Source organism: Enterocloster citroniae, assembly GCF_040545455.1.
Lineage (GTDB): Bacteria > Bacillota > Clostridia > Lachnospirales > Lachnospiraceae > Enterocloster > Enterocloster citroniae.
Map to the genome: position 1 here is coordinate 42,134 of NZ_JBEPLZ010000022.1, position 19,108 is coordinate 61,241.

The following is a 19,108-nucleotide window of genomic DNA, read 5'->3' on the forward strand; positions in this document are numbered from 1 at the left end:
ATGATCATATTGCAGCTATCCAGTATATTGCTGGGGTAAGGTCCACATCAGCAGCATTGGCAATTCTAACTTTGAAGTTGGTCGTTGTAACATTATAAACCATAGGCGTCAGCATTCCGTATTTTACGCTCGTTGTATTACTATAAAAGCTAACAACAACTTTAGGTGCCGAACCAAAAGCCTTGGGAAATGTAATGGTTGATTCGGTTATGGCATTTGGGGCGCAGGATATGCCCGCAGTGGATCCCTTCTGTACATCTGTATTTGTAATAGGGGATACCCACGTTCCCCAACTTTCTTCCCCAGTTTTGACCCTCCAGTACTCTAGAGATTTAGCCTCATTATAGACAATTCTTTGTTTTAAAAATGTACCATCTGTGGCTCCAGTAACCCTTTCAACATGCAGTACAAAGCCTCCATTTAATGCGGGACAATTTTGCAACGTTGATGAAATACTTGCTGCCGATGAGACATAATTGCCAAAATCAGTATAATTGTTCAGATCCGCACCTGATGGTATCTGGATTGCAGCGCTAAGTGAGTAATACTTATCGAAATTGCTATTTATGTCATCTTTGACCTGCTTAAGGTACGCACTAGAAGGGACCTTAGTTGTGCTGGTACTCTCTGTCTGTACAATATCAGCTTTCGCAAAGAGTTTTGTCATAACTCTATCAGCAATGGCATCAATCAACGCCTGGACAGTAGAGTTACTTCCGGCAGTCACTACCATCCCCTGTGTATCTTTGGCTGATACTCCTGTGGCAGCCCCTGGGTATCCCTGTCCGTGTAACTGCCAGTAAGTGGTATTGGTTGGTACATTACCCTTTGTGCTTTTAAGTGCAATGTAGCTGCTTCCATTATATGTAACCAGGTCAAGGATCTCGTAAGTTGTATTTGCATTGTAGGCCCCTTTGGGGACTACCATTACTTTACCTAAATCTGTCATTATATCACCTCGCTTTTTAGATGCCCATCAGATAACAACGTGAATTTTAAATTCGCATCCTGATGGGCCTGTAAGTGCCCAGTTAGGGCGTCAATCTGTAAATAGGTTGTGTCAAAGCGGTTGTTATTTACATAGGCCTTTGTCCAGTCTCTTATGGTTGCAATAATATCAGTGGATAGCGCTTTCATATCCTACGCTCCTTCCTATGCATTAAGTATGGCCGAAACCTCCGCTGCTGTTGCGAAATCAATGGTAAAATTACCTCCCAGGTTATCCCATGTTTTATCTGATGTCCAAGCCACATTCGCACCAGCAGGTCCATAGCTTGATTTTGCTTCAATACTATATACATCACCAACACTAATGTTTGTTGTCGGTAAGGCCGCCTCATTTGCCACGCTGCCTTTGTAGTGGTATACGCCTGCTATATCGGTCTTTAAAGCATAGTTTGCTGCCTCCTGAAAGCCATCAAGTTTCTTTTTGTCCGCAGCAATCATCAATCCATTGGCACTCTGTGTTGCCGCAGAATACGTTGTATTCGGTGGTGTCTGCCATGTCCCATCACCACGCAGGTACTTTCCCTGTGCCCCGGCTGCAGGAGATGGCGCATATCCGGCCGCGCCTACAGCACTGGCAGTCGCTCCCTTCATGGTTACTGGCTTGGTATCGGTAAATACTGCTCCTGCTGGTACATCAACAGCCACCGTATGTCCGCCTACTGTGGCAGCATTACCACCATCTGCAGGCATGGATGTAGGCTTTCCTTTTATGTAGGCATCAGATCCGGTATCTATCACAGTCCAATCTGCCTGCACATTGACCTCTGCACCTGCTGCAATCCCGGCCAGTTTGGATTTTTCGCTTGCGCTGTAGTTGTTATCTGATAATCCTTTTCCAGCCTCTTTTCCTACAAACTTCTCTTTTGCCCAGTTCCTGATGGCGGGCAAACCATTATTAAGACTTAAAGCTTTATCATCTGCCATCTCATACCTCCTCGTTCAGCATGGCTTCAATTTCCCTCATACTTGCAAATTGCGGCACGGTTGCCGCTACGTCAGCAAGCTCCTGATCTGTGACAAATCCATCTCCTAAATCCTCTGCATCAATCCATACATATCCATCAGGTCCCCTAGCCAATACCTGTCCATCTTTTCCTCCAGGCGGAAGGATCCGTGAGTATGCCGGTTCTTCTGGTGTAATATAATCCCCCGGCTTTTCCCGATCACGGACCGATAATGTGACTTTAATGATCGTCTCTCCACTCAAAATATCCTTGTGATATACATAAACATGTATGTTATTGGGATACTGTAGTAAATAGTCAGGTATCAATACTTGGTTTGATTGCATATACTGCGTTATTGCTCTGTCTAATTGGCAAAAATGGACTTCTGTACCATCCGGCACATCAGTTCCCCGTATTTCTAATATTTGTCCATAATCATATCGCGTTAGTCCATGAACAACCATTTCTGCCCGTTTGTAATCCACTACTATCATATTGCACCTCCCCTATCCGATCTGCACTGTGAGATGACCTGTCCCCGTATTAACGGCAAAAGAAGTCTCAGATATATGTGTCATGTTTTCGGCATGTTGGGCAGCGGCCTGTGCAGCGGCACAATACGCTTTGGCATTATCAGATGTATCCCCTTCCTCTACGCCACCTACTGCATACCTTTTAGATTTATCAGCAAAATACTTAGCGTTGTTTCCATCAAATCCCGTTCCGCCGATTGCCCATCCTTGTGCCGTGCTGGCAGCCTGCTCCGCCACTCCTTTAGCGGTCTGTGCATCTAGGGTGTATTGACGGATAGTTGACATGATGGTCGGTTCAAGCTTTGCCAGTGTAATCTTTCCATCTGGGATATCGGCGCTTATGTTCTTGCCATTAACAGTAAATTGTATCCTATCAGTATTCGTAAAGGTATATGTATCAATAAATTTTGATAAAGACACCTTTTGCTTAGTTCCATCAGCTAATTCCAGGACAAAATTATTCCCCTCCAAATAACAATTAAGTGCTATTTTTTCAACAGCGGAATCATGTGTCACTTTAGATCCATCAAGCCTCGTAAACGTCATGACTCCTGTGGTATCATTCATTTCAAAATTCACAAACACATTTGTCAAATCTGATGCATCCGCCTTATCCTGCGCCAGGATAAGGATACGATTATCCATCTCATTGATACCATCCTCAATATGATTCAAATGGACCTCATTAATGGGTGATTCTATGCTTGGCTTATTCCTCCAAGTAAATGGATAATAGTACTTAGACAGTGCCGTTGCTGCTCTGCTCATCCTGCTCAGTAATCCCATCCTGATCACTTCCTTTCTTCGGTTTCAGATATTCTTCCAGTGGCTTTCCTGATTCCAGTATAGTGGCTGCCGTAGCCAGTTTCCTTGCTGCCTCGATCCCGGTAAGGCTAAGGCTGTTTAAAAAACTCATCACTGACTGTATATCCTTCTGACTGTGTACGATCATTCCTTCATTACTTGGCATGTAATACCTCCTTCAATTTACTGATCTGTGCTTGGATAGCCCCGGACAGCAAGGCAACATAGCTTGTGTATGGCAGGGCATAAAATCCGTCCAGCATGGTATACAGTGGCAAGTCTGATTCTATTTCCGCTACATCCTGTGCCACGAAACCCATGTCTTTCTCATCAGCTCCCACCATGTAAAATGTCATTGGCTTTAACGCCATTGTGACAGCAAGAGCTGCCTCTGGGGAAATAGGATTAATATCGCTTTTCATTCGGCGATCACTCCACCACTCCCCGGCCCTGCTACTATATATCTGGGTACACTGGATATCATCTGCATATATGTCACCAGACACTATATCCCGCATCTCAGACGATCCATTAACTGTCAGGCGGTCAATATTGGCATTTTGGGCGGACATTGTACTGACGCCAATGGAGCTGGAGTTTGTTGTCCCGGATATATCTGCCATTATCAGCTTAATATTTTTGGCTACCAATCCTCCAGATGCATCCCAAGTCAAATTACCATTGGCCGCACCACCAGAGCCATCCGCATTCACATAAAAGTTGCTGCCCTTAAAGACAAAATGCCCAGCCTCCATAGTAATGCAGGATCCTGCCTTATTGACTTCCAGATTAATGGATGCTATCAGATCCCCACGGCTTACCTTGGCTTCAATTTGTCCGGCCAGGACGCTTATGCTGCCAGCCAGTTCCACTTCCTGATCTGTTGCCCGCTTTACTTCTGCGGTTATCTTGTCGGATACCACTTTAAGCTGGGCCGCTGTCTGCTTTTCCAAGTCTGTCACTGTGGCAGACACCTCATCCACGCTCCGTACTATGACGGCTGTCTTACCCTTAAGCTGGATAATCTCATTCTGGATTCCAAATTCCTGTCCCTGTGTCTTGGTCCCCTTGGCCTCCACAGTATCCATCATAGCCTGGATGCCGCTCATAGTCCGGGTAAGGACAAATGTGGCAATCTCCGTGTCCGTGGTGATGGCCCGCACCCCGTCCCCAACCTCAATCCAGGGCATGGCATATGAGACTATCTTGGCTGGACGGTATGTCTTTCCGGCAATGGTGTCATATATGGACCATGCCAGTTTTGTAAGGTCTGCGCTGCCAAGGCCATAGGTCAGGAAGTTTCCTTCCACCACATATGTATTGCTGCCTGAGCCGACCACGGCACCTATGTCCCCCTCTTCCTGGCGGACCTGTACCCGGTCAATGCCATCTATCAGATAATCCTCATAGGTGATGGACCTATAATATTCCAGTTCCTCCGCCGCCGCCCACCCGGATTGTGGATACAGGTCATCACCGGGATATAGGGTATCAGATGGATATAGGCCGGTATCCTGCAGGCTTATATATACCAATGTCCCCGTGCGGTCAAAATGCCCAAACACGCCGTTAATCTCACAGATGGCCTTAAGCACATCCCGGCCACATAATGATTCAGGGCTGATAGTCTTTCCAACCACCAACCCATCATTGATAAGCGCTGTCTGCTCCTGCGGGACCCCTATCTCTTCACACAGGCTATCCCTCAATTCCTTGACTGTATGGGTGGCATCGTCCGTGGGGTACATGGCATGATACCAATCAGATACATCGGCATCAAACTTAATCATCCGGTCATATGCCGTAATTTTCCGTTTCCTACGGTCTGCCTGCAGGCGGGTAACACTGTCCACTATGTATATGCCATAGGCCATCTTGTAATCGCCTATGCTTAAGGTGGCAGTAAACTCCCTGCCGGTCATCTCATCCTCCACATCAGCAACCGTAAGCACAAACTTGGCCGCCTCGCAACTCCCCCAGATGATATTGTTTCCAGTGGATAGGCTTTCCGTAAGATTTAGTGTCTCCGCGCATATCTGGTCCATACCAATAGTCAACCATGCTGCGCCAGCATCAGCAGGATACAGGTCATATGCAGGGTATAGGTCATTTGATGGATATAAGGAGTCTATCCCGCCATCAAAAAAGGACAGTTCCAGATGTCTCACTGTTTCTGTCCTGTTATTGTCCTCACGGCACCGTTGCTTGATAATCTCTGGTACATCCAGCACCTTACCACCTCCCTAATACTCAATCAACGCCAATCTAATCGAATTATACCGTATATCTTTATCAGAAGCGTCATAATAGTTGAACTGTATGGTAGGATAGTAAAACTCCCCTGTATAGTATCCTAATTTTTTATCATTCCAGTATCTGACCTTCATTTTATCTTTATCTGGAAAAAACGACAACAGCTCATCCAAATCTGTCAAATGCACCATATTAGGTGTATTCCATTCAATCTTTGTTCTGGTATGCGGCAATACATTCCGATGCAACGCTCCATATCCGTCCTGGTAGCTATCCTCATCCTGTTTCTGGTCTGGGCTTGCCCCATATGAGTTATGCGCTATATACTCCATTGGAAGCTTCGTTCCTTCAATTTCAAGTAGCCAACCTTTATAATCCGCTGCAGCCATACGCACCACCTCCTTTTGGGCATAACAAAAGCACCTAGTTCCCCAGGTGCTTGCACTTAGTTCTGTTTATTGTTATCTTTAATTGCTTTATAGCTTTTTATGTATATTAGGGACCCTACCATTAATAACCAGCCCCATATTTGTAAATCTTTGAAAATACCGTTATACATAAATCCTATTAGGTAACCATATACCAAAAGAATAATGCCTATAATAAGTGGCGTTTTCGGGCTTCTTGTCCGCTTGGTTGTAATGCTCACAATGCCGCATACTATCATGACTATCCATGTAAAAAATCCTATCATTCCGTCATTTCCACTACCAGATTCCAAGGCATTAACCATTCCTGCTGCACATGACTGGAAGCCAACGATAAACGATAAAACAATCAATATTATACCAAAAGTCATACGGGCAGTACCAGCTTCTCCTTTACCACCACTATCTTTTTTAATCTTCTTACTTTCCTTATTAAATTTTTTAGCATCCAAAAATACATCACTTTCTTTGGGAACGGATACAGGACAACCACAATTCGGACATGATGTAGCCTTGTCACTTATTTCTTTTCCACATTCTGGGCATTTGATTAATGACATGATTTATTCTCCCCCTTCATCATAATAACATATTATAGCAAAAGATAAGGGGGATGTAAATCATTATGTCAGCCCTAATTGTCTACCCGTCTGCTTTTTATAATCAGATGCTCCAGCTCTCCAGAGGTCCACCACATCATCCTTATTTACTCCAGGTTTTGCAAGAATCATCCGTAAAAGTTCATTCTGTTCCCGTAAAAGCTGGTTCTGTTCTGTATTGGCCGCATATACTGCTGTTGCTATACCATCAGTAATCTGGTCCTTATTAGCCACGGCAGTCCTGCCACCCATCCGGCCAACCAATTCTGGCCCTGCTTCACTGGCGAGGAAAAGCTGTCCTTTATCCGGGAACCCTCCACTCGCAAATGTAGGTATTTTTCCAAGTCTGATTTCTCCACCTTCATATACCGTCTTTCCCATGACTGTAATTGGGTCAATCGTAAATGTAAGCTTTTCATTCAGCCATTTGGCAAAATCATTCCATATCTGTTTTGCGGCATCTACTGCTGCATCAAACGCCGCCTTAAACCCGTCCTTTATTCCGGTCAGGCCAGATGTCCATTTCTCCTTTGTGAACCATTTTGTTACATGGTTGTCCCACCAGCTTTGGATATCTGTTTTCCATTGCAATACAGTTTCGTCCCATTTTGTTTTTAAGCTGGATTTAATCGTATTGTACAAGTCACTCCATTTCTGTACTGTAAACCACGGGGCAATATGCTGATTATACCATTCATTTAGAGATGCAGTCCATTCTCCAAAGGTTGCTCTAAAACCTTCTATAATGCCTTCCAAAATATATTGCCCGTAAGGTTCCATTTCCTTTGCGGGAGAATGAATTCCGAATATATCGCATATTCCATTTACAATCCATGTAAGCAAATCAGCAATAGGCTCGACCAAGAATGACAAACCCGCTGTCAGTCCTGATGCAATTCCAGCAATAATATTGACACCAAAATCAATAAAATTATCAGATGAAAAAGCTTTTTTAAAAAACTCCTTGGAAGTTCCGAGTAATGTTTTTGAAAAGCTCCAGTTAAATAGCGTATCTCCAAAACCTTTCCAGAATTTAGTTGCCCATTCTCCGCCTCGGATTGTATCAAGCAGAAGCCCAATTATTCCGCCCACTAAAGCTCCTATTGGACCTACAAACATAGCCCCTATACCTGCACTAACAGAAATAAGAAGCCCCTCTCCCATTGCATTGAGGGCACTTTCACCAAAGTTTTCTCTGATAAATTCGTCAATTCCATCAATGATAGCATTACCAATAACATCAAATGCCGGGCCACCAACAAACCCTACTGTAAATCCAGTGAGCGCTATCTTAAGCCCACTGAGCGTTATTCCAGACGTGCCAATTGATTTCAGGATGCCTTTGGCTATCAAACTACCGACACCAGCAAATTTGAAAAGAGCAATTGCTGCCAAAATGGCAGCTTCTATTGGTGCTGCATCCATAAGTCCAGCAAAAAACTTAATTCCTGCACTAATAGCTGCGATTATGATCCTTCCTGTCATTGCAAGGATTGTATCCCAGTCCAGAGCTGCCAAAAACTCTCCGATTTTCTGTCCTACCATAAACCAATCCGTATTTTCCAGTGCTGTTGCAATGGTATCCAGCCATCCTATCACGAACACTGATGCCGCACTTCCAAGGGCAGAAAAATCAAAGGTCGAGAAAAATCCGTTTATTCCTGACGCTATGGATAATCCAAAGTTGGACCAATCAAAATTCTTTCCAAATTCCAGGGCCGCATATAATGCCGTGTTGAGCGCCCCTCCAATGGAATGCCCCACCTCCCAGAACAGGTCTGGAGATATAAGGCCATTGAGGAACTGTGCAAAACCACGTCCAAACCCCCGCGCTGATTCATATGCCTCATTCCAGTTGATTTTCCTAAGGGCATCAGTTATAGCTGCCCCTATGTAAGCACCAACAGAATAATAATCACCCACCTTAAAGGCATCAATTATCTTGCTTGATATCAAGTCTGCCTGAGCCTGTACATTGTCCATTCCAAGGTCCAGGTCACCCAGGATACCACCACCGCCCCCTCCGCCAGAACCTCCTCCTGAATTTCGGTTGGAACTTAGGTTGTTAAGTTCATCAAACTTGGCAAGCTGACGATTCATTTCCTTGGCCGAGTTTGCCGCGCTTCCCATGTTATCCGCAATGTTCCCAGCAGAACCGGCTGCAGAATCCATGGAATCCGCCATATTTCCTGCGCCGCCACCAGACGCATCCCCAAATATTGCTACCGTAAAGGCTTTAAAGTACGCCGCAAGGGTCTGTAGCTTTTCCAGGATGGTATTAATCACCTGGATTACTGGGGTAAATGCATTAATCAGACCCTGTCCGATTGTTGCCCTCAATGCATCAAACTGCAGGGATAGGATTCTAACCTGATTAGCCCAGGAGCCGCTTGTCCTGGCAAAATCACCGGAAGCATCCGAGAGCTGCGACATTACGAACCGGTAACGCAGCATGACCTTTTCCTGTTCGGTCATCTTCGCCGTGGTCTTACCGAAGCCGTTGTTCATGGCGTACTGGTCAAGTGCCGTCTGGGTCATGACCACGCCCAAATCCTTAAGTGATTCCGTCTCCCCGGTGAAGATGCTCTTTAGTTTCGTATAGGCTTCGTCCTGCGAAAGGTTATAGAATGATGCAACATCACCTGTAAGGCCTGTTATGGCTGCCGACATGTCGTATCCGGCCTTTCCTGTTATGCCGAATGACTTTGCCATTGCCCCATATGTACCCATGTATTTCTTTGCCATTGTCTCCGACAGGCCAAACGCTTTTGCTGCATCTTTAGCAAATGCATCCACCCTGCCGGACATGGAGCCGAAGGTGACATCCACAACGTTCTGCACCTCGGTTAGGTTACTCCCCAGTTCGATACACGATTTTCCGAATGCCACTATGGCCGCAATACTTAGTACCGATGCCAATATGGCACCCACACGCTTCCAGGAGTTTGCAATCCTGGCGGTCTGCCGCTCTATCCGGTTTGTCACCTGGGCTGTCTTGGCCTGCACCTTTTCCATCTGTTCCTGGTATGGCTTCGTGTATGCCTCAATGATGACCTTAAGCTTTTCAAGGGTAATTCCACTACCGTCCGTTATCCTCACCGCCTTTCTGTTCTATATTTTTAATGTAGTCCACGCTTCCGGCGCATTTCGTTATACCTTTCGGCATATTCCCTTCTGGATATCCGGGCCTGTTCCAGTGCTTCTGCCTTTTGGCGTCCTTCAAAAGCTATTCTTTCATTTTCAAAAAGGGAAGGGTATGTGTCCCATACACGCGGAATCCTGATTGTATTATCAGTATCATAAGGAAGCTGGATATACATCCCTATCAAGTCTGCCAACTCATAACGCGCTGCAATTTCATCCCTCACCCTTCTTCGTTCATTTCTGGCATATGAATCCATAAGGTCCCGGATTTCTCCCAAGGAATACTCCCAGAAGTCACAAGGACTTATCCCACAGTCAAGCGCAAGAGGATACAACTCATAGATAAGGTCGGATATGGTTACATCTCGTCCTTGAGGTCCTCCCTCTTGTCCATCACACTCTCCCTCTGGTTCTCCGTAAAAAAACCGCTTACCAGCATGATTTCCATGATCACATCAACCATAAGGTCCATCTGGGTTCCGCCTTCATCCGCATACTGGTCATACAGGGCCTGTACGTCCTTATATTTAACACCGTGTTTCCAGGGCGTCATGGCCGCCTGAATCACAGTAAGCATGATTCCCAACTGTGGTAATCCACCACTCTGCATAATCAGCGTCACCAGATTACATCGGAACTTTTCTTCCAATTTACAAATCTGCTGGGTGGTAAGCTTAAGTTTGTAATCTTCTCCACCAACAGTCCAATATGCAAATGCCTTTCTTCTGTTTTTAAGTTCTTCAACTTTCTCGACCTCGTTCTCTTCGTCCATTCCAAACTGTCCCATATTCCATTGTCCTCCTTATTATGTAGGGTCCGTCACGGTCAAATCGCTCTGTAATGATATTGCAAGATTAAATTCAATCACACCGTTTACTCCGCCACCAGTTCTTTTTACGGATACCTGTCCGTCAAATTCTGTTGTGGTACCGTCAATCAGTGTTTCCTGGAATGACAATACCTCTCCTGCATCCTGTGCTGCCCTCATGACACGGTACGGGCAGTCAGCTTTGGAATTATCATACTTAAATTTGTATGTAATATCGCCAGCATCACCAATACCATTTTCATACTGCTTATTTTTGTCAGTCAGACAGGTATTCTCTACCTTCTCTGGTTCAATACCCATTTCCGGAATTTCTTTAAGCCCTGGAAGGTCTGTAAATGTAGAGCCTCCTGACTTCTTATATCCCAATTTTGCGCCATTAGCTAACATCCAATTCTCCTTTCTTACATGTTGTGATAGACCTCTTTGGTATCTACATCAATCACCATTTCATACCTCATCTGTTTGTGCTTTCTACCACTCGGATCATCCACATCCTGGCTTCCTGTACGCAACAGGCCCAGCTTTTCAATTGCGGCATCTACAGCTACGGCTGCAGCAGTTGTACTTTTTCTGTGCCATATATCTATCCTATACCTGATATACGCCTTCTGCTCCCTCATATCTGTATACTCGACAACCTTGTTGTCCTCTTCCATATACTGAATGGATAAGTCCTTCTCCCAGTCCTTAGGATAACAGTCCGTCACATTGTCTGTGACCGTAAGCAGCGCAGCATATACCTCATCCTTAACATTGATCATTACTTACACGCCTTTCTTAATTCTCGTTTCAGGGCATTCTCCAGCCTCTCCACTACCTTGTCCTCATTATCCTTTAAGGCAGGATACATAAATGGCTGCGCCGGTTGGCCTGTACACTGGTAGAACCGTCCATGTGGTGTATCCAAATAAAACCAGTGATATTCTTCCGCTGCTTCTTTGTCCACCTGGCTTTCATGTATCCACCAGGGAGACATTGTGTAGGCTGGATTGGCAACAGGGGATATCCCTGAATGATTTGCGGCACCTTTGGGGCCAGTTCCCATCTCAACATACATAGCGTAGGCTTTATTGGTGTAAATGGTCCCAATTATCCTGTCATCCATGCTCTCTGTCATTGACTTGATGCTATTTCTCAATTCTCCATGTCGGACGGGACATAACAGCTTGGCTTCTGCTTGTATGCGTTTGGACTGCTGCCCCACAAGCCGCTCCATTTGCTGATCACAAACCTGCTCCAATGCTGCAAACTTTCTTTCCAACTCTTTTTGACCTTGAATCATAACTTTTCCACCTCCAGCGTCAGGAACCGGTAAGGGTATATAGCAACCACCCTATAATCCGGCTCCGCCTCTCCAGAGACATACAGGCATATCCCATCATTGGCCGTAATGATCGGGCCATCAGCAATTGCATAGCTTACTTTACCAGATCCCGGTACTTCCTGATAGGTTCCTTGGATTCTAAGGTTACGGATATTAGGCAATTGCTGCCCATACATCTCAGTCTGTACTTTCCCGCCTGCTGGCCACTCTTCAGCTTGGATGGATGCTGCTGGACCATACTCCGTATATAAGCTACCCTCACTATCCTTTTTAGGTATTGCTGCCCGGTGATGATACGTCCCCAGCCTGCTCCGTTTTAGCCTCATACGTCCTGCCTCCTATCCGTGCCAACCTGTACCTGTCCAGTGTGTCATAAATGTGCTTTGGGGCGTTATCAAAGCTGTATGATTCCCCTCCACCGCTCCGGCTGGACTCACCCTCTGTTCCCATCCGATTAAGGGCTATCACAGCCAAGTCTCGCACGGCCTTTTCCAGCCCTGTCACAATCCTTGTCCGTCCAGTATAGGACAGCACGAAAGCCGTGGCGTCATCCAGCAAAAGAGAGAGTAATACCTCATCACTCTCCCCTGTCAGTTTTTTCAGTATTTCGATGTCAGTCATCCATGGTCACATCCTTAAGGACCGCCAGCAATTCCGCCTTAGTCAGGGATCCGGCCCCTTCTATCCCCTTTTTCTTTGCCAGGGACTTTAATTCAGCAACGGACATTTTATCAGGAGATTTATCCTCCGACCCTACCGTTTCCGTGGCTGTACTTCCGATTTCCTGGAACCCCAAGGCTTTCAGCTTGTCCGCCTGTTCACCATCTGCAACCCGCTCCACATTATCCTTAATCAGCCTCATAATCTACCTCCTTATCCCTCAGATGGGGCAGCATCCTTGATACTCAGATAGATGCTGTCCAGTTTATTATCCAGCACCCAGATGTCGTGAAACCTCCGGTAATCCATCTGCCATGCATTCAGTTTCTGGTTGATGGTAGGGTCAAAGATACGCATGATATCCTGCTTAGTGACTGCAATGGGTGTTGTGCGCGGGCAGACAAAAAAGTTGATATCCTTCGCTGTGGTTCCTTTCACATAGCCACCCTTTTCCTGCCCTGAGGTCTTACCATCGTAGATAGTAATTGCCGTATACATACGATTGGACGGGGTGGAGATAATCGGTACCTCATCAACAGAAGGAACCGCAGTCTCAATTCCCCCTTTTGAAAACGTGGTACTTGTAATCTTCCCAGACAGCTCCATTTCCAATTCCATAATCATATCAGGTGTGGCATGGATTACAAGCGGGCCATTGTACAGTTCCCGGATCGCCTTGATCCCTTCCTTGATTTTCCGAAGGGCCGATGTCCCGGTGGCTCCCGGTGTATAACCATAGGACACCATGCCAGCCTTCTTTGCCGTGATTGTCTCTGTTGCAATCTTACTGATACGGTATGCATCAATCTCGGGAACCACTAACGTCCGCTGGAATTCTCCCATGACTGCGGCTGCTGTGGTCACAAAGTTGTTCTCGTTAATGTCGATAGGATCAATCTGGAACTTGCGGCCCCTATCCTGGGTCATCTTCCTGGTTTCATACTCCAAGGTAACTCCACCCTGCTGGTATCCATTGTCCCTGTCATAGTCTCCCAGTCCCTGTACAGACATTTTAGGGATTTTTACCTCAGCACCCCCATTGTAAATAACCTGGCCGGCATTTGCATCCATCCATCCTGTAACGGCCTCCCGGATTGCCACCTTATCCAAAGTGTTCTGAAAAAGTGTTGCTGTTGCTAATGTGTTAATTGGCATATTCTTTTACCATCCTTTCTTAAATTCCCATCATCAGGGATTCTACCTGTTTTTCCAGGTCATCTTCCCCACCTGACGGCGCTTTCCTTGGTGGAGTCCCACCTTTAAGTTTCTCTTCCACAGCAGCCTGTACGGCCTCCTGGAAGGCTTTCTCCACCGCTTCAATGGATTTGCTACATGATTCGGCATCCGTGTAATCTAAAACTTCTGCAAGTCCAACAGGCAGCTTCTTTTCTGCTAATGTGTTCTTTGCTTCTGCCATCAGTTCACGCTTGGTTATGTCAGCCTCACGGGCCGCCAGCGCCTTCTCCTGTTTCTGCGCAAGATACTGTGCCTTCTCTTCTTTTGTCATTTTTGCCAGTTTCTCAGCCTCGGACAGCTTATCATCAGTAAGTGCCTGCCATTTCTCCTGTGCCTTTGCAAGGGCGGTATCAATCCCCTTCTGCACTCTGCGGTCAAACTCAGCCTGATAATCCTTGTTTTTCAGGACATCGTCAAAACTCTGTGGGGCAGGGTCTGATTCAGGCTCCGGCTTTGGTTCTGGCTCTGGTGTTGTGGCAGGGTCTGACGCCGGTTCCGCAAAAAGCTGTAAATTCATCTTCTGATACATTGGTTCTGTTCTCATAGTTTCTATCCTTTCCGCCCCAGTCTGTTCATACGCCCAGACCGTTGCATAAAAATAACACCCAGGGGCTTCCTGCGTGCTTATGCTCTATTGCTTGTGTAAGCAGCTTCACCCCGCCGCCCAGAGGGAGATGTATGGACCACCTAACCTTTCTTTTTACGCTGTTTCATTTGCTTCTCCTTCGCTTCTGCTTCCTTGTTCCCTTTGACATTTTTATCATACCACTGTTCATATGTCATGCTGGCGGGTACTGTTTCTGTCCTGCCAGTGACTGGGTTCCTCGCCCTGCGCTGCATCTGGGATAACTCCTCATCGCTGATATCGCAGATTGTTGTGGACCGGCACCATGGATGCATAGGTGGGCAATTGAGTCCAGGCTGCTGCTCTGACACCTTGAACCGTTTACCATCCAGTTTCCGGCATACGGTGGATGTCCTGAAATCCAGTGTTGCCACATATATATATGTCTCAATCCCGCACTCATCATAAGACTGCATCTCCATCTGATTTGCCAGGTTGCAGGATTCCGTCCGCACCAACCTGCGGGCGTTGCTGGCCCCCTGGGCGTACTTATTGGCTATGATGTCAGCCACCTCGCTGTCAGTCCGGCCAGTTACCAGATTGATAAGCAGTTCCTGCTTTAAGTCCTGCGCCAATGCCCTGGTATTATGCCAGATGCGCTCTGAGTAGTTGGCACCGGACCACTTGCTGTTAATCACCCGGTCTATCGCCTTGTGGTCTATCGTGGAAAAAGAAAAACCCAGCCCCGTCCGTTGCTGGATATCAAAGATACTCCTATAATATGCCTCATTGGCAAGATCCACATAATGGCTGGTATTCCTTACCTTTTCCTGCCTATAAATCTGCTGCATGGTAAGGTCAATCTGGTTCTGGAGCTGCTGGAGCCGTTCAAGCCGTGCCTGGAATGCAGGACTTTCCAGTTCTGCGAGGATGTCCGCTGCTGTCTGTCCCCTCCCAGGCGCCCTTAATGCCTGCTTCAGCTCGTCCAGGGAGGTCTTGTCCTTTATCTCATTAAGCAAGCGGTAAGCTTCCGCATTAGTAAGATGATGCTTGCGCTTGTACCGCTCAAATATTTTGTCAAGCTCATGGCTTATGTAACCGGATGACTTTTGATACAGCTTTGCAATATCGTCTGCTGTATCCTCCGCAGATTGCATGTAATCAAACATCCTCTGTGCCTTCCGGCGTTCCCAGTATGACAGACTACTCATCTACATCACCATCCGATGGTGAATCATTACCTGTATCAGGCGGCGTATTACTGCCAATCCCGAACATAGCCTGCTGCTGTTTCAATGCCTCCTCTGATTCCTTTTCCACGGCTGCCAGCTCTGCGTCCACATCATCCACAAACGGAACCTGGGACAGCAGGGTCTTCCTGCTGACCTTCCCCCATAGGTTGGCAATGATCTGGCTAATTTCTAGCAGGTTTTTAGGCAACGCCCGGCTGAAGGTTGGTGTAATCCCGGACACGTCCACCACGATGGCCTTACTCTTATTCAGCCACCCGGCGAACAAACGGAGTCGTTTCCGCAGCCCCTTCTTGTAATATCTGGTCTTTATCTTTGTGATGTTCTCCATACCTAAGAGCTTGAACTCCATAGCCACCCCTGACACATTGCCGCCGAAGGACTCGTCTGTCATACAGGGAATGTGGGAAAACTTGTGGATATCCTGCTCAATGGCTTTCTTAAGGATCTCCACGCCGGATTCGTCAAAGGTCCGGGTCAGATATTCCGCTCTGGAATCTTTCGGCAGTTCCAAGAGCTTGTCATCCTTAACCTTTTCCTTCGCAGTCTTTCCGTCTTCATCCTCCGCCTCCGGGTCCCCCAGTATGGCACCATAAATAGCTAATATTGCATCAATAAACTGCTCCTTATCGGTGATCCGGTCACTCATCAGGGCGTTATAAGCATCAATCAAAGGGATCTGCAATTCAAAGTCACCGATCGCCAGCTTATTATTCATATACTCTACCACTGGGATTCCATCAAAGAAATGCTCTGCCGGTTCCTCGAGAAGGGCTTGTGGACCGTCTGTGTTTTCAATGTTCAACACCCATTTCAGATGCTCCGTCAGTACCGTGGCTACATAAATGGTTCGTTTTCGGTCTGAATCATCCTTTCTGGCATAATAGTAGACTGCAAATAATTCCTTCTGTTCAATAGTGTCATCGTAAACCATGAACGTATTTTCCGGAGACAGATTCTTGACTATCAGGTCAGTTTCTCCCTCTTCCGGGTAGATATATTCATAGGCCCGGCCATAAATGGAGAGGTCAAGCCCATTATCACCGTCCACTTCATCAGCCCCGGCCTGCTCGAATGCATCCATCAGCACAGATATGTCATTGCCGCTCTTGTACGATATTGGATTGCCGATAAAGTAGCTGCTGGCGGTATCGCTGATATCCTTTGCATGGTTGCAAACCAGTTTTGTTTTCCGGCTTTCTGACAGTATCTTATGTTGTCCCTCATAGTACTTCATGAGTTTATTCAGTCGGGCCACTTCCCGGCGGTGTTTTACAATCAAAGTACGGATCGCCTGCTTATCCGGGTTCTGTTCATCCCAGTTCTCTCTCGGCATTGTATACATATATATAACCATCACCTCCTTAATGTAAACCATAATCAGATTTCTTCTTAACTCTGACCGTCTTATTATTTAGTATCGTATAGCAAAAATACCTCACCGCGTCCATTGCGTGATCATGCTGTTTGATCGGTTTATCCTCGCCGCGCTCTGCGGCCTTCGGATCCCAGATATAGGACGCAAACTCCATGATCGTATTTTTGCAAGACTGACTAAATGCAATCCGCTCGGTATTCAGGAGCGTTGCCACCAACCTGATCCCGTCCTCCACCGCATTATCTGCCTGAATTACGGTAAATCCACGCTTATTTAACTCTGCAATAAATGAAGCTGCTGATGGGTCCACAATAACAGCCTTAACAGGTGTACCGTCCAGAAACCTTTTTAAATCCTCGCCATACTCGGCGTCTGTCTTCTGCACGCCCTTATCTCTCCCGGAATAGTAATACTCCCTGATACAATACCATTTTCCATCCCGTCCCTTATTCCAGAGCAAGAACACTGTGGCGTTCTGTGTACCGTAATCAATACTTACATAGCGACCGCCATCAATCAGCACCCGCACAAACTCCAGAACTGATTTTACATGCCGCTCCTCGGAAAACATATCGTAGATGATGCCTTCAGCCATAGCCCATAAGCCCAGTATATAACGTTTAAAAAAGACACCGGTGTACATATTCCGGTATCTCTCCTTGATACGCTCTGACAGACTTAAGTTGTCCTCCATTGTAAAATGCAGGACAAGCAGATTTTTTTCTCCGGCCTTATCCAGCCAATTAAGCTTAAACCAGTGGTACGGTCCATCTGGGTTGCAGTTAAACCAGTACTTGCTTCCATCAACGGAGCATCGGCCGGTTGCCTGATTAACAAAGGATTCCGGCATCAAGGCCACCTCATCACAAAACAGGCCCGCCAAAGTGATACCCTGTATCAGGTCCTGGCTACGTTCATCCTTACCTCCGAATATGTAAAAGTAATTGGTCACACCGTTACGTGATATCTCCACCAGATTATCCGCCCGGTGGTCCATAACTTTATATCCACGGCTCCGTAACATGATTTTAAGCCAGAACAACACATTGCGCCGGAATGAACCGATGGTCTTTCCACACATGGCGAAATTCTGGCCGGAGAATGTTTTCATGGCCCAGAACACAAAAGATAAGGACATACAGACCGTCTTACCAGAACGGATAGCACCATCCGCAATGATACCGTCATAGTCCTTTACCGGACTGCTTGGCATCCACCATGTGAGAATCTGTTTCTGCTTTGTTGAAAACGGCTTGAACTTGAATACCTGCAGCTTTGTAATGATGCTCCGCTTTTCCTTAATCCGATGTATCCGTTCCTTCATCTGGGCAATGCGTTCGTTAATCCCCATCTACATCACCCCACAGACTTGATGCCTCAGCATCCATAGCCGCCAGGAATCCATCATCTTCTGTTTCTTGGTCCTGATTGTCCACCTTAAGAGTTACGATATCAAGCTTCATCAGTTCGATTTCCAGACGTGCGTCATCAAATCCAAACCTATGCAGGGAATCAATTGCCTTCTGTTTCCTGGCCTGGACACGGGTAAGGGCATCCTCCACGGACTGTATCTGTCCCAGGACGCCCTCATACTCTGTAACCTCAATAGGACCATTAGCGCCGAAACCATCTTTCCACTTTGTTTTAGTCATGCCTTCGGCCTTCTTCTCTGTCTGGTCCTCCACTGCCTGTTTGAGGTCATTAATGCGCTGTAGCATCCTGCGCTCCCTCACGGTCAGAAGTTGTATCTCCTGCTGCAGCAGCTCCCCCTTATCCTTTGTCATTGACTCTATGAGTTCCTGCTCATCCGGCGTAAGGGTATCAAAAAAGAGGGATTCAAACTCCCCCGTCTTAACTGCGTTCTTATTCCCGGGCGGCCCGGTCCCTCCATGCCCTACGGCATTCTTGTTTCCCGGCTGCCCGCCTCTGGATTTTGTTGTACAACGTTCCTTTTTCTTTTGTTGTACAACATTCCATTTATCTCGGCTCTTCCATACGGCAATGACCTTCTCATCCTCATCCAGCCGGGCCGCGATTTCACGGTTTGTGATTTTCCCTCCGTGCTGCCTATATATCTCAAATGCTTTATCCCGGTTGGGACTCCGCCCTCTTGGCAAAACCACCACCTCTCAATCGTTTCGTTTTCGATA

General features: G+C 46.5%; 24 protein-coding genes. All 24 read right to left on the reverse strand.

The window, feature by feature from the left end; translation table 11 throughout:
- Nucleotides 1-4: 4 nt before the first annotated feature.
- The 24 genes from ABID13_RS21930 to terS all read right to left on the reverse strand — a co-directional run bounded on the left by ABID13_RS21930 (nucleotide 5) and on the right by terS (nucleotide 19,075).
- Nucleotides 5-949 carry a hypothetical protein gene (locus ABID13_RS21930; protein ID WP_048929296.1) on the reverse strand — a complete coding sequence of 315 codons (945 nt, stop codon included), beginning with the start codon at nucleotides 947-949 and terminating at the stop codon, nucleotides 5-7.
- Entirely contained in the window at nucleotides 949-1,137 is a 189-nt protein-coding gene (locus ABID13_RS21935; RefSeq protein WP_048929297.1) for a hypothetical protein, read from the reverse strand. Before ABID13_RS21935 ends, ABID13_RS21930 begins: the two co-directional genes overlap by 1 nt.
- Before the next feature lie 15 nt (nucleotides 1,138-1,152).
- Nucleotides 1,153-1,932 (reverse strand): hypothetical protein, encoded by a 780-nt coding sequence (locus tag ABID13_RS21940; RefSeq protein WP_048929298.1) that lies wholly within the window; start codon nucleotides 1,930-1,932, stop codon nucleotides 1,153-1,155.
- Between the two features lies 1 nt (nucleotide 1,933).
- The gene (locus ABID13_RS21945) at nucleotides 1,934-2,449 is read right to left on the reverse strand and encodes a hypothetical protein (RefSeq protein ID WP_048929299.1); all 516 of its coding nucleotides are present in this window, start codon (nucleotides 2,447-2,449) and stop codon (nucleotides 1,934-1,936) included.
- A 12-nt stretch (nucleotides 2,450-2,461) separates the two neighbouring features.
- Nucleotides 2,462-3,163: a hypothetical protein gene (locus tag ABID13_RS21950; RefSeq protein ID WP_048929300.1), complete on the reverse strand. Its 702-nt coding sequence runs from the start codon at nucleotides 3,161-3,163 to the stop codon at nucleotides 2,462-2,464.
- 64 nt (nucleotides 3,164-3,227) lie between these two features.
- Entirely contained in the window at nucleotides 3,228-3,458 is a 231-nt protein-coding gene (locus ABID13_RS21955) for a hypothetical protein (protein ID WP_045093893.1), read from the reverse strand.
- Complete coding sequence (locus ABID13_RS21960; RefSeq protein ID WP_048929301.1) at nucleotides 3,448-5,523, reverse strand: tail fiber domain-containing protein; 2,076 nt, start codon at nucleotides 5,521-5,523, stop codon at nucleotides 3,448-3,450. The genes ABID13_RS21955 and ABID13_RS21960 overlap by 11 nt, the downstream gene beginning before the upstream one ends.
- A gap of 12 nt (nucleotides 5,524-5,535) precedes the next feature.
- Entirely contained in the window at nucleotides 5,536-5,934 is a 399-nt protein-coding gene (locus ABID13_RS21965; protein WP_048929302.1) for a DUF6711 family protein, read from the reverse strand.
- 56 nt (nucleotides 5,935-5,990) lie between these two features.
- Nucleotides 5,991-6,533 carry a zinc-ribbon domain-containing protein gene (locus ABID13_RS21970; protein WP_048929303.1) on the reverse strand — a complete coding sequence of 181 codons (543 nt, stop codon included), beginning with the start codon at nucleotides 6,531-6,533 and terminating at the stop codon, nucleotides 5,991-5,993.
- Between the two features lie 63 nt (nucleotides 6,534-6,596).
- Nucleotides 6,597-9,671 (reverse strand): phage tail protein, encoded by a 3,075-nt coding sequence (locus ABID13_RS21975; protein WP_053095341.1) that lies wholly within the window; start codon nucleotides 9,669-9,671, stop codon nucleotides 6,597-6,599.
- A 20-nt stretch (nucleotides 9,672-9,691) separates the two neighbouring features.
- The gene (locus ABID13_RS21980; protein ID WP_242849220.1) at nucleotides 9,692-9,994 is read right to left on the reverse strand and encodes a hypothetical protein; all 303 of its coding nucleotides are present in this window, start codon (nucleotides 9,992-9,994) and stop codon (nucleotides 9,692-9,694) included.
- Nucleotides 9,995-10,074: 80 nt separating this feature from the next.
- Nucleotides 10,075-10,503 (reverse strand): DUF6096 family protein, encoded by a 429-nt coding sequence (locus ABID13_RS21985; protein ID WP_048929304.1) that lies wholly within the window; start codon nucleotides 10,501-10,503, stop codon nucleotides 10,075-10,077.
- An 18-nt stretch (nucleotides 10,504-10,521) separates the two neighbouring features.
- On the reverse strand, nucleotides 10,522-10,932 hold the full coding sequence (locus ABID13_RS21990) for a phage tail tube protein (RefSeq protein WP_007861177.1): 411 nt from the start codon (nucleotides 10,930-10,932) through the stop codon (nucleotides 10,522-10,524).
- 14 nt (nucleotides 10,933-10,946) lie between these two features.
- Nucleotides 10,947-11,306, reverse strand: a complete 360-nt coding sequence (locus ABID13_RS21995; RefSeq protein WP_007861179.1) for a hypothetical protein — start codon at nucleotides 11,304-11,306, stop codon at nucleotides 10,947-10,949.
- Nucleotides 11,306-11,827, reverse strand: coding sequence for an HK97-gp10 family putative phage morphogenesis protein (locus ABID13_RS22000; protein ID WP_048929305.1), 522 nt, complete (start codon nucleotides 11,825-11,827; stop codon nucleotides 11,306-11,308). Before ABID13_RS22000 ends, ABID13_RS21995 begins: the two co-directional genes overlap by 1 nt.
- A complete protein-coding gene (locus tag ABID13_RS22005) occupies nucleotides 11,824-12,195 on the reverse strand; it encodes a hypothetical protein (protein ID WP_048929306.1) in 372 nt (123 codons plus the stop codon). The genes ABID13_RS22000 and ABID13_RS22005 overlap by 4 nt, the downstream gene beginning before the upstream one ends.
- On the reverse strand, nucleotides 12,140-12,490 hold the full coding sequence (locus ABID13_RS22010; RefSeq protein WP_045093882.1) for a phage head-tail connector protein: 351 nt from the start codon (nucleotides 12,488-12,490) through the stop codon (nucleotides 12,140-12,142). The genes ABID13_RS22005 and ABID13_RS22010 overlap by 56 nt, the downstream gene beginning before the upstream one ends.
- Entirely contained in the window at nucleotides 12,483-12,731 is a 249-nt protein-coding gene (locus tag ABID13_RS22015; RefSeq protein ID WP_007861190.1) for a Rho termination factor N-terminal domain-containing protein, read from the reverse strand. Before ABID13_RS22015 ends, ABID13_RS22010 begins: the two co-directional genes overlap by 8 nt.
- 11 nt (nucleotides 12,732-12,742) lie before the next feature.
- Entirely contained in the window at nucleotides 12,743-13,684 is a 942-nt protein-coding gene (locus ABID13_RS22020) for a hypothetical protein (protein WP_048929307.1), read from the reverse strand.
- A gap of 19 nt (nucleotides 13,685-13,703) precedes the next feature.
- A complete protein-coding gene (locus tag ABID13_RS22025; RefSeq protein WP_048929308.1) occupies nucleotides 13,704-14,309 on the reverse strand; it encodes a DUF4355 domain-containing protein in 606 nt (201 codons plus the stop codon).
- A gap of 143 nt (nucleotides 14,310-14,452) precedes the next feature.
- Nucleotides 14,453-15,541: a minor capsid protein gene (locus ABID13_RS22030; protein ID WP_197092164.1), complete on the reverse strand. Its 1,089-nt coding sequence runs from the start codon at nucleotides 15,539-15,541 to the stop codon at nucleotides 14,453-14,455.
- Nucleotides 15,534-16,925, reverse strand: a complete 1,392-nt coding sequence (locus ABID13_RS22035) for a phage portal protein (protein ID WP_242849221.1) — start codon at nucleotides 16,923-16,925, stop codon at nucleotides 15,534-15,536. Before ABID13_RS22035 ends, ABID13_RS22030 begins: the two co-directional genes overlap by 8 nt.
- 19 nt (nucleotides 16,926-16,944) lie before the next feature.
- Nucleotides 16,945-18,309 carry a PBSX family phage terminase large subunit gene (locus tag ABID13_RS22040; protein WP_082173799.1) on the reverse strand — a complete coding sequence of 455 codons (1,365 nt, stop codon included), beginning with the start codon at nucleotides 18,307-18,309 and terminating at the stop codon, nucleotides 16,945-16,947.
- Nucleotides 18,299-19,075: a phage terminase small subunit gene (gene terS / locus ABID13_RS22045; protein WP_048929310.1), complete on the reverse strand. Its 777-nt coding sequence runs from the start codon at nucleotides 19,073-19,075 to the stop codon at nucleotides 18,299-18,301. Before terS ends, ABID13_RS22040 begins: the two co-directional genes overlap by 11 nt.
- Nucleotides 19,076-19,108: the final 33 nt, after the last annotated feature.

What these genes read in the sequence shown, in the direction of transcription:
- ABID13_RS21940 (WP_048929298.1), bottom strand. Translation starts at nt 1,932, where the DNA reads ATGGCAGATGATAAAGCTTTAAGTCTTAATAATGGTTTGCCCGCCATC.
- ABID13_RS21970 (WP_048929303.1), bottom strand. Translation starts at nt 6,533, where the DNA reads ATGTCATTAATCAAATGCCCAGAATGTGGAAAAGAAATAAGTGACAAG.
- ABID13_RS22000 (WP_048929305.1), bottom strand. Translation starts at nt 11,827, where the DNA reads ATGATTCAAGGTCAAAAAGAGTTGGAAAGAAAGTTTGCAGCATTGGAG.
- ABID13_RS21965 (WP_048929302.1), bottom strand. Translation starts at nt 5,934, where the DNA reads ATGGCTGCAGCGGATTATAAAGGTTGGCTACTTGAAATTGAAGGAACG.
- ABID13_RS22035 (WP_242849221.1), bottom strand. Translation starts at nt 16,925, where the DNA reads ATGTATACAATGCCGAGAGAGAACTGGGATGAACAGAACCCGGATAAG.
- ABID13_RS21990 (WP_007861177.1), bottom strand. Translation starts at nt 10,932, where the DNA reads ATGTTAGCTAATGGCGCAAAATTGGGATATAAGAAGTCAGGAGGCTCT.
- ABID13_RS21945 (WP_048929299.1), bottom strand. Translation starts at nt 2,449, where the DNA reads ATGATAGTAGTGGATTACAAACGGGCAGAAATGGTTGTTCATGGACTA.
- ABID13_RS22030 (WP_197092164.1), bottom strand. Translation starts at nt 15,541, where the DNA reads ATGAGTAGTCTGTCATACTGGGAACGCCGGAAGGCACAGAGGATGTTT.
- ABID13_RS22015 (WP_007861190.1), bottom strand. Translation starts at nt 12,731, where the DNA reads ATGAGGCTGATTAAGGATAATGTGGAGCGGGTTGCAGATGGTGAACAG.
- ABID13_RS22005 (WP_048929306.1), bottom strand. Translation starts at nt 12,195, where the DNA reads ATGAGGCTAAAACGGAGCAGGCTGGGGACGTATCATCACCGGGCAGCA.
- ABID13_RS21935 (WP_048929297.1), bottom strand. Translation starts at nt 1,137, where the DNA reads ATGAAAGCGCTATCCACTGATATTATTGCAACCATAAGAGACTGGACA.
- ABID13_RS21930 (WP_048929296.1), bottom strand. Translation starts at nt 949, where the DNA reads ATGACAGATTTAGGTAAAGTAATGGTAGTCCCCAAAGGGGCCTACAAT.
- ABID13_RS22025 (WP_048929308.1), bottom strand. Translation starts at nt 14,309, where the DNA reads ATGAGAACAGAACCAATGTATCAGAAGATGAATTTACAGCTTTTTGCG.
- ABID13_RS22010 (WP_045093882.1), bottom strand. Translation starts at nt 12,490, where the DNA reads ATGACTGACATCGAAATACTGAAAAAACTGACAGGGGAGAGTGATGAG.
- ABID13_RS22040 (WP_082173799.1), bottom strand. Translation starts at nt 18,309, where the DNA reads ATGGGGATTAACGAACGCATTGCCCAGATGAAGGAACGGATACATCGG.
- ABID13_RS21995 (WP_007861179.1), bottom strand. Translation starts at nt 11,306, where the DNA reads ATGATCAATGTTAAGGATGAGGTATATGCTGCGCTGCTTACGGTCACA.
- ABID13_RS21955 (WP_045093893.1), bottom strand. Translation starts at nt 3,458, where the DNA reads ATGCCAAGTAATGAAGGAATGATCGTACACAGTCAGAAGGATATACAG.
- ABID13_RS22020 (WP_048929307.1), bottom strand. Translation starts at nt 13,684, where the DNA reads ATGCCAATTAACACATTAGCAACAGCAACACTTTTTCAGAACACTTTG.
- ABID13_RS21985 (WP_048929304.1), bottom strand. Translation starts at nt 10,503, where the DNA reads ATGGGACAGTTTGGAATGGACGAAGAGAACGAGGTCGAGAAAGTTGAA.